Origin of the sequence: Marinifaba aquimaris (genome assembly GCF_013328345.1) — a bacterium.
GTDB lineage: Bacteria > Pseudomonadota > Gammaproteobacteria > Enterobacterales > Alteromonadaceae > Marinifaba > Marinifaba aquimaris.
The window spans coordinates 1-5,731 of sequence record NZ_JABULX010000055.1 but is presented as its reverse complement, the minus strand read 5'-3'; the positions used below and the strand labels follow the sequence as shown (position 1 = coordinate 5,731).

The 5,731-nt window shown below is 41.5% G+C and carries 5 protein-coding genes and 1 pseudogene; 3 read left to right on the top strand and 3 right to left on the bottom strand.

Features of this window, described 5'->3' with window-relative positions; genetic code table 11:
* Window positions 1-29: 29 nt before the first annotated feature.
* Window positions 30-416: pseudogene (locus tag HR060_RS18890) on the bottom strand (IS3 family transposase); the annotation flags it as partial.
* Between the two features lie 121 nt (window positions 417-537).
* Window positions 538-2,871, bottom strand: a complete 2,334-nt coding sequence (locus tag HR060_RS18885; RefSeq protein ID WP_174201835.1) for a Tex family protein — start codon at window positions 2,869-2,871, stop codon at window positions 538-540.
* A 316-nt stretch (window positions 2,872-3,187) separates the two neighbouring features.
* Between HR060_RS18885 and greB the strand changes: the two genes are divergently transcribed.
* The 3 genes from greB to HR060_RS18870 all read left to right on the top strand — a co-directional run bounded on the left by greB (window position 3,188) and on the right by HR060_RS18870 (window position 5,501).
* Complete coding sequence (greB, locus tag HR060_RS18880; protein ID WP_174201834.1) at window positions 3,188-3,676, top strand: transcription elongation factor GreB; 489 nt, start codon at window positions 3,188-3,190, stop codon at window positions 3,674-3,676.
* Between the two features lie 55 nt (window positions 3,677-3,731).
* A complete protein-coding gene (locus HR060_RS18875; protein ID WP_174201833.1) occupies window positions 3,732-4,616 on the top strand; it encodes a polysaccharide pyruvyl transferase family protein in 885 nt (294 codons plus the stop codon).
* A gap of 114 nt (window positions 4,617-4,730) precedes the next feature.
* Window positions 4,731-5,501, top strand: coding sequence for a glycosyltransferase family 2 protein (locus HR060_RS18870; protein ID WP_174201832.1), 771 nt, complete (start codon window positions 4,731-4,733; stop codon window positions 5,499-5,501).
* A 21-nt stretch (window positions 5,502-5,522) separates the two neighbouring features.
* Here HR060_RS18870 and HR060_RS18865 read toward each other — a convergent pair.
* Window positions 5,523-5,731: integrase core domain-containing protein (locus HR060_RS18865; RefSeq protein ID WP_174198709.1), on the bottom strand; the 209-nt coding region annotated here is incomplete at its 5' end.

Sequence of the window (5,731 nt, the reverse complement as noted above, 5' to 3'; positions counted from 1 at the left end):
ACAAGCTCTACTGACAGATAGCTTGGTTATGTTTTTTTCTTCAATAACGCGTTGCGTTGCTTTTTTGTGATACGTACTCCGAAATCTTTATCAAGTACATCGACTATCGTTTCAAAGAATTGTGCTTTTATCTTGGTATCTTCTAACTCTTTTTCGAGGGCTTTGATTTTTTGCTCAGGTGTTAAGTCATTGGGTTTAGACATAAGGGGAAGCTCATTCATATGATTGGGAGTACCTTTACTCCAATCTAGTTGACCATATCGGCGAAGCCAAGTTAAAACGGTTGAAGCACCTTGAATACCGTAGTGGTCTTGCGCTTGTTTGTAAGTACATTCGCCTTTTTCTACTTTATCAACGACGGATAATTTAAAGGCAAGTGAATAATCTTTTTGTGTACGCTTAGTTATTGGTTTCATTATCTTCTCCAAATTGAAGTTGGAAAAGTGTCAACCTTATTCAGGACGGGTCATTATGATTTAAAAAAGGGCATCCAAGATACCCTTTTTTGTTAATCGATATTGCTACTTATCTTTGGCTTTATTTTTTTGCCTTGGCAAATGCATCGGCAAAAGCATTACCCATAGCACCGCCACCTAGGCTGTTACCACCGCCAAAACTTTGTTTTTGCTGACGAGGCTTTTGACCTTGTGGCTTTTTGCCTTTATTCGCAGCGGGTTTGTCATTACTGGCCGTTGCGTGTACTTCATCACTCATTCGCATGGTAAAACCAATGCGTTTACGAGGTACATCCACCTCTAACACCTTCACTTTGACAATATCGCCTGCTTTAACCACCTTACGTGGGTCATCAATAAAGCTTTCAGACATGGCAGAGATATGCACTAAACCATCTTGATGTACGCCTACATCGACAAAAGCACCAAAGTTAGTCACGTTAGTGACAACCCCTTCGAGTTTCATACCAGGCTTTAAGTCATTTATCGTATCGACACCGTCTTTAAAGCTGGCCGTTTTAAACTCTGGACGAGGGTCGCGACCTGGCTTATCTAGCTCTTTAATAATATCGGTAACCGTCGGTACACCAAAGGTTTCATCGGTGTAATCGCTTGGGTTCAGTGCTTTTAATTTTGTTGAATTACCAATAAGTGCTTTAACATCGAGCTCTGTGTTATCGATAATTTTCTTCACTACAGGGTAAGCTTCTGGGTGAACAGAAGATGCATCAAGGGGGTCTTTACCGTCCATAATGCGCAAGAAACCTGCACATTGTTCAAATGCTTTTGGCCCTAAACGCGCGACTTTTTTAAGCTCACTGCGCTTTTCAAACTTTCCTTGGCTATCGCGATAATCGACAATATTTTGTGCCAAGGTTTTGTTTAAACCCGATACGCGAGCCAGTAATGGCGCAGATGCCATATTTAAATCAACACCAACGGCGTTTACACAATCTTCCACTACAGCATCTAGCGCTTTGGCTAACATGCTCTGACTGACATCGTGTTGGTATTGGCCTACACCAATTGATTTAGGCTCAATTTTAACCAGCTCTGCCAGTGGGTCTTGTAAACGACGAGCAATCGAAACGGCACCGCGAAGCGCCACATCCATATCAGGGAACTCATTGGCTGCCGTTTCTGATGCAGAGTAAACCGATGCACCGGCTTCATTCACCATCACCTTGGTAATAGGCAGCTTTTCATCTTTCAGTAATTCGCCGACTAATTTATCGGTTTCACGCGAACCCGTACCATTACCAATACTAATAAGGCCAACGTTGTATTGCTTAGCCAACGCTGCAATTGTGCGCTTTGATTTATCCCAAGCGTTTTGTGGCGGGTGCGGGTAAATAACCCCAGTGTGTACGACTTTACCTGTATCATCGACCACAGCGACTTTAACACCGGTACGAATTCCAGGGTCAAGACCAATTGTCGCTTTACTACCTGCTGGTGCGGCCATTAATAAATCTTTTAAGTTGGTCGCAAAAACCGAAATTGCGCTTTCTTCAGCACCTTCTCGCACTTGGCCAAATAGTTCGGTTTCCATATGGGTATTAATTTTGATACGCCACGTCCACTGGATAACTTGCTTTAACCACGCTTCAGCCGCACGACCTTGATATTCAAACCCGAAGTAATCAGCAATCATGCCTTCAACAACTGAAATGCGAACGCCCTCTTCCTGCTCAGGATCAGCGTTTAAGTTAGCCGATAAAACGCCTTCGTTACGACCGCGAAAAACCGCTAAAGCGCGGTGTGAAGGAATAGTATTTAAACGCTCTGAAAACTCAAAGTAATCGGCAAACTTAGCGCCTTCTTGCTCTTTACCTGCAATAACTTTGCTATCGAGTGTTGCATTTTGCCAAAGGTAATTACGAATTTTTTTAAGGAGCGGCGCCTCAACAGCAAACCGTTCCATAACAATAAAACGCGCGCCATCAAGGGCATCTTTAGTTGATTCAATAGCTGTATCTTTATTGATATAGGCTTGTGCTTCTTTTTCTGGGTCGAGGTTTAAATCGGCTAATAATTTATCAGCAAGGGGCTCAAGGCCTGCTTCGATAGCAATTTGGCCTTTGGTACGACGCTTAGGTTTGTACGGTAGGTATAACTCTTCTAAATCTGTTTTAGATGCAGCCCCGTTAATGGCGCTCTCTAGCGCAGGGGTAAGTTTATCTTGCTCTTTGATGCTTTTTAAAATGGCAGCGCGACGTTCATTTAATTCGCGTAAATAGCCTAAACGATTTTCTAACGTACGAAGATGAGAATCGTCTAAACCGCCCGTTACTTCCTTACGATAACGAGCAATAAAGGGCACAGTTGCACCGTCATCTAATAATTTAACTGCAGAAGTAACTTGGCTCACTTGCACATTTAATTCACTTGCAAGCGTTTGAAGAATATCGGACATAAAAGTTCCAGAAAATTTTATTATGAAAAAGCGACGTTATTAAGCCTAATATAGGGCCTGAATATCAAAAACCAAGCCACTAAAAATGTGATTTCACCATCTTAGTTGGCAATGCTTAATTAGCCAGCAAAATTGCAGTTATTTATCTGCAACAAGTCAAATTTTAAACTCATCCATCGGCCTACCATTAGCAATTCAGTTAGCTCGTTTTAGAAAAACGGTTTAGTTATTTTTGCAATGAGCTTTGTTGGTATCAAAGGCTGCAACTTAGTGAGCAATATATGGCATACTCACAGGGTTAAATAGGTATGAGTCAATGAAAAAAAGTAACCACATTACCCGCGAAGGCTGGGATGAATTAGAAAGAGAATTGAGGTTTTTATGGAAAGAAGAAAGACCTCGTGTCACTCAAGCCGTTTCTGAAGCTGCCGCACTAGGTGATCGCAGTGAAAACGCAGAGTACATTTACGGTAAAAAGCGCTTGCGTGAAATCGATAGACGCGTTCGCTTTTTAACAAAGCGTCTTGACCAATTACAGGTTGTTTACCCCAATTCTCAGCAGGAAGGCAAAGTCTTTTTTGGTGCTTGGGTCGAATTAGAAGATGACGATGAACAAACCTACTGTTATCGCATTGTTGGCTCAGATGAGTTCGATGCAAAAAAAGGTTGGATCAGTATTGATTCCCCCATGGCCCGAGCATTAATCGGAAAACAAGTTGATGATGAAGTTGTAGTCACAACACCGCAAGGTCAGCAGAGTTATTATGTCTTGTCTATTCGTTATCAAGCTGAGAAAATAACCTAAGCAAAGGCAAACAAGCTTTTTTATTCCATTTATTTCTATACGAGCCCCCTTTCCAATGAAACTAACTTACTTTTCATCTAAAGAATCAAATTTTGGCGATGAACTCAATGCCGTTATGTGGCAAGGTTTAATCGAACCTGACTATTTTGATGATAATGCAGAAGAGTTATTTTTAGGGATCGGCTCTATCATTTGGGATAAATACCCAGATTCGGCAAAAAAAATAGTCGTTGGGTCTGGATATGGTGGCTACACGCAAGTGCCCAATGTCAAAGATGGCAGCTGGGATTTTTGTTTTGTAAGAGGGCCAAGAACGGCAAAAGCACTGGGGATAGATGCAAAACTAGCAATCACTGATGCCGCTATTTTAACGCATTACCTCAACCTGCCTAAGCAAGAAAAAAAGCACAAAGTGAGTTTTATGCCTCACTTTAAAAGTATCGTCAGAGGTAATTGGCAGCAAACGTGCCAACAAGCAGGTATTCACTTTATCGACCCTCGTGATGATGTCGAATCCATCCTACGAGAGATTCAAGCATCAGAAGTATTGCTAACAGAGGCCATGCACGGCGCTATTTTAGCTGATACGTTAAGAACGCCTTGGATAGCTATGGAACCTATATTAGCTAAACACAGAAGCAAGTGGTTTGATTGGAGTGAATCGATGGAGCTTGATCTCGCGTTTCGCCCTACTCCGTCATCCAGTTTACTAGACTGGCATGCTCATAAAACGGCGAAGCAATTAGGCAGAACGGTGACAAAAATTTTAGGTAAAACCTTCTCAGTCAGTAACCAAGCATTTATCAATAAAAGTGCAGAGCAACTGGTCGATACAGCTAAACTCCCCGCTCAGCTCAGTAAAGAAAGTGTATTTCAAATCAAAGCAGAACAAGCATTAGCAGCATTGGCGACAATGCCCAATATCAAATTAAAAGTTTAAATTACACTTGATAAGGTCGAAGTGGTGCTTATTTCGGCCGCTAAATACCACTAATCCTCTCATACGGACGTGCTAACATTACGTCTAAGACTAGATGAAAAGATCAGCTTCAATATGACGAAATACCCAATAAGTGTCTTTATTATCACGCAAAACGAAATCGCAAAAATAGAAGACGTTATTAAAAGTGTACAATCGCTTGATGAGATCGTCGTTGTCGATTCAGGCTCAACAGATGGCACGGTAGAAGCAGCCAAGGCACTGGGTGCTAAAGTTATTCACCAAGACTGGTTGGGATTTGCTAAGCAAAAAGACTTTGCTCTTCAGCAATGTAAAAACCAATGGTGTTTTAATTTAGATGGCGATGAAGTAGTACCAGCAGATGTACTTGCTGAAATTGTCGAGACCGTCGAAGCCCAACAAGTTGATGCAATTCGAGTCAATTTTGAAGATATTTTTATGGGTGCGCAAATGCATCCCAAATCACATAAACGCTCTATTGTTAGAGTGTACAACAAAGACAAGATCAGCTTTCCACTAGACAAACACGTCCATGAAAATGTCAAAGTAGAAGGCACAGTACAGCGTATTAAAGGCAATATCATTCATTACGGCTATCACAGTGTTGAGCAACTGATGTTAAAACAAAACAAGTACTCGTCGCTCGGGGCGCTTGAAAAGTTTGAACGCGGTAAAAAGGCCTCGGTCGTTAAATTGGCTTTGGTTTTCCCTTTAATTTTCTTTAAGTCTATGGTGTTTCGTCAAATGTGGCGCTCAGGTTGGCGCGGCGTAGTCCACTCAGCTATCGAGGCAATGTACGCTTTTATGAAAGAAGCCAAGCTGCTTGAATATCAGCTCAATGCAAAAAATAATGACCCATCCTAGTATGGGTTGACACTTTTTTGATTAAAACGCCTGATGAATTTCATCGGGCGTTTTGTATTTTAAGGCCGAATGTGGCCTTTGTTGATTATATAAATCGACTGATTGTTTTACCATTTCCCTTGCCTCATTTAGGTTATTTGGTTTCATTAACAAGTATTCGTTTTTAAGAATACCGTTTACTCTCTCAGCCAGTGCATTTTGATAGCAGTCATAACCATCTGTCATTGAAC